Origin of the sequence: Chondromyces apiculatus DSM 436 (assembly GCF_000601485.1) — a bacterium.
GTDB classification, from domain to species: Bacteria; Myxococcota_A; Polyangia; order Polyangiales; family Polyangiaceae; genus Chondromyces; species Chondromyces apiculatus.
Map to the genome: position 1 here is coordinate 1 of NZ_ASRX01000155.1, position 2,998 is coordinate 2,998.

The window sequence follows — 2,998 nt, forward strand, 5'->3', positions numbered from 1 at the left end:
ACCGCTGGAGCCAGTGTTCTGGGACGGCAACTATCTCGCTTTCGCGGCCATTCCGTACCTTGAACCAGCGTCGATGCTCCTCATCGAGGAGCCAGAGAACGGCCTCCACCCAGCACGCATTGCCGAGGTGATGCGGGTACTTCGGGAAGTCTCGAAAACCACGCAGGTGCTCATCGCTACTCACAGCCCTCTCGTGGTCAACGAGATGCAGCCGGAAGAGGTCACAGTGATCACCCGCACTCCCGAGACTGGCACCAGGGCCACCCTCATCAAGGACACCCCGAACTTCGCCAAGCGGTCGAGCGTCTACGCCCTCGGAGAACTCTGGCTGAGCTACGCCAACGGAGTCGACGAGGCACCCCTCCTCGACGAGGGCCGCTCATGAAAATCTACCTGAGCGGCGAAGGGCCCACGGAGCTTGGTTGCTGGTTCAAGGAGCTACCTTACCGCGAGAGTCCCCCAAGGATGGGTGGTAACCGCTGCACGGACCCCACGTTGAGGCTCGGGCTGGTGAGGCAGAGCCTGCGGGCATGGCAAAACGATGGGCAGAGGAAGAGCGACGTGCCGAGGTGCAGGGGTGGCGTGCGAGCGGGGAAAGCATGGCGCGCTACGCCGCAAGGCGCGGGTACGCCGAGACGTCGCTGCGGAATTGGGCGGCGGCTGAAGGGAGCTTGAAAAGGGAGCCGGGGCTGGTTCGACTGGTGGTCGCGCCGCCGACGCGAGACCGTGAGATCGTCATGGAGGTGGGCGTAGCGCGGATCCGGGTAACGGCGACGTTCGACGCCGAGCTGCTCCGCGCGGTGGTGGCAGCGCTGTCGGCGGGGGTATCGACATGATCCCGCACGGAGTGGAGATCTTCGTCGCGCTCGAGCCGGTGGACATGCGGTTCGGGTTCGAGCGCCTGGGGGCGCTGGTACGTGAGCGTATGATGCGCGAGCCCCGCTCGCGGGCGCTGTTCGTGTTCTTCGGCAAACGCCGTCAGAGCGTGAAGGTGCTCACGTGGGACGGCACGGGTGTCGTGCTTTGCTACAAGCGGCTCGACCGGGGACTCTTCGAGCTTCCGACGCAGACGCGGCCAGGTGAGCAGAGTGTGGTGGTCAGCGAAGCGGCGTTCGAGGCGCTGTTCGCGGGCTTGTCGGGCGTGCCGATTCATTGAAGGACTGTGAGCCGTCGCGTGCTCATCGCGCATCCAAGAGGCGAGGATGAGTGAGAAAAGCACGGCGAGTGAGAGCGCGGGCGTGGAGGCGCTGCGGGAGCTGCGGGAGCAGCTCCTTCAGCGCGACGACGCGATCGCTGCGCTGCGCGAGCTGGTTCGGTCCCTCGAGGGGACGGAGCAGGCGCTCAAGACGACGCTAGCGAATCAAATCGCGGAGAATGAGCAGCTCAAGCGTCGTCTGTTCGGCACCAAGTCGGAGCGCACCAACACGTCGGAGTTTCAGCTGCTGCTCGAGGGGCTGTTCCGCGAGAATGCTGCGCTACAGAAGAAGCTCGAGCAGGAGCTGACGCCTGGGGGCGCGACAGGCTGCGGCGACGACGGCGCGGAGAAGGGCCGCGACAAGGAGGAGAAGAAGGCACGCCCGAAGCCAAAGGGGCGCCGCAACCTGGCGGCCTCGCACCTGCCGCGCATTACCGTGGATATTGACGACCCCGAGCTCGCCAAGAAGGGGCGGCTGATCGGCTACGAGCCGGTCTTCGAGCTACTCCGCATCCCGGGCAGCTTCCGCGTGCTCGAGAAGCGCATCGCGCGCTACGAGAGCGCGCTCGCCGGGACCGAGACCGTGCTCAGCGCGGAGCTGCCGCCGCGGCTGTTCCCGCGCGCGTTGTGCCACACCTCGGTGTTCGCGTGGCTCGCCATCGAGAAGTTCATGCTGGGTGTGCCGTGCTATCGCCTCGAGCAGCTCCTGCAGACCGAGGAGGCGTCGCTCGATCGGGGGACGATGTGCCGCTACCTCGAGGACCTCGGCGGGACGCTCGGGGCCACGGTCGTGCACGCGATGTTCGAGGACGCGCGGGCCAACTGCCACGTGCTGTCGACGGACGCGACCGGAGCCGCCATCCAGCCCGAGCCCGGCTCCGACGGCCGCAGGCGAGCCTGCAAGAAGGGGCACTTCTTCACCATCGTCGCCGATTGCGACCACGTCCTCTACCACTACACGCAGTCGCATTCCTCAGCGTCGGTCGAGGGCCTCTTCCACGGGTTCTCGGGGCTGCTCCAGAGCGATGCAAGCAGCGTCTATGACATCCTCGACCGAGGCCCACCCGGACAGCTCGCGGAGGCCACCGAAGACACGCTCAAGCTCGTCGGCTGCTGGGCCCATTGCCGTCGCTACTTCTTCGACGCTGCGGTCACCAAGCACCAGGGAGCGGTGGAGGGGCTGCGGCGCATCCGGGAGCTCTATGCTCTCGACGCGCAGTGGTCGAAGCTGCCTCCAAGCGAGCGTAAGCGCCGCAGGGCGACCCACCTGGCCCCGCTGCTCGACGGCTTCTTCGCGTGGGTGAGCGCCGCCCGCGCGAGTCAAGCCGGCCGCTCCCTCGCCGCGAAGGCGCTTGGCTACGCGCACAACCAGGAGCACGAGCTGCGTCGCATCCTGACCGACGGCCGCTTGCCCCTCGACAACACCCGCAGCGAGCGCGCCCTGAGGACCATCGTCGTCGGGCGCAAGAACTGGCTCTTCTACGGCAGCGACACCCACGCCGAGAGCGCGGCGGCGCTCTTTACCATCATCGCCTCGTGTCGGCTGCACCGCCTCGACCCGCTCGCAACCCTCAACGACGTCCTCCGCGTGCTGCCCTACTGGCCCAAGGAGCGCTACCTCGAGCTGGCGCCCAGCAACTGGGCCGCAACCAGGGCACGGCTCGACGCCGACCAGCTCGCGGCGCCCGTCGGCGTTATCCGTATCCCCCCGGGCACCTGATACCGCCGAGCCGTGGCGGCGAGGAAAGGCCCGCCTATCACATCCCAAGGGATACCGAAGGTGGGGTCCGTGCAGCGGTTACG

3 protein-coding genes are annotated in these 2,998 nt (G+C 67.2%); all 3 read left to right on the forward strand.

The genetic code is table 11. The features are described 5' to 3' along the window. Positions 1–385, forward strand: a 385-nt coding sequence (locus CAP_RS43175) for an AAA family ATPase (protein WP_044252639.1), incomplete at its 5' end; no start/stop codon positions are given. A gap of 462 nt (positions 386–847) precedes the next feature. Beyond that, on the forward strand, positions 848–1,156 hold the full coding sequence (gene tnpB / locus CAP_RS43185) for an IS66 family insertion sequence element accessory protein TnpB (protein ID WP_197041603.1): 309 nt from the start codon (positions 848–850) through the stop codon (positions 1,154–1,156). Between the two features lie 46 nt (positions 1,157–1,202). Further along, a complete protein-coding gene (tnpC, locus tag CAP_RS43190) occupies positions 1,203–2,915 on the forward strand; it encodes an IS66 family transposase (RefSeq protein WP_044252647.1) in 1,713 nt (570 codons plus the stop codon). Positions 2,916–2,998 lie beyond the last annotated feature (83 nt).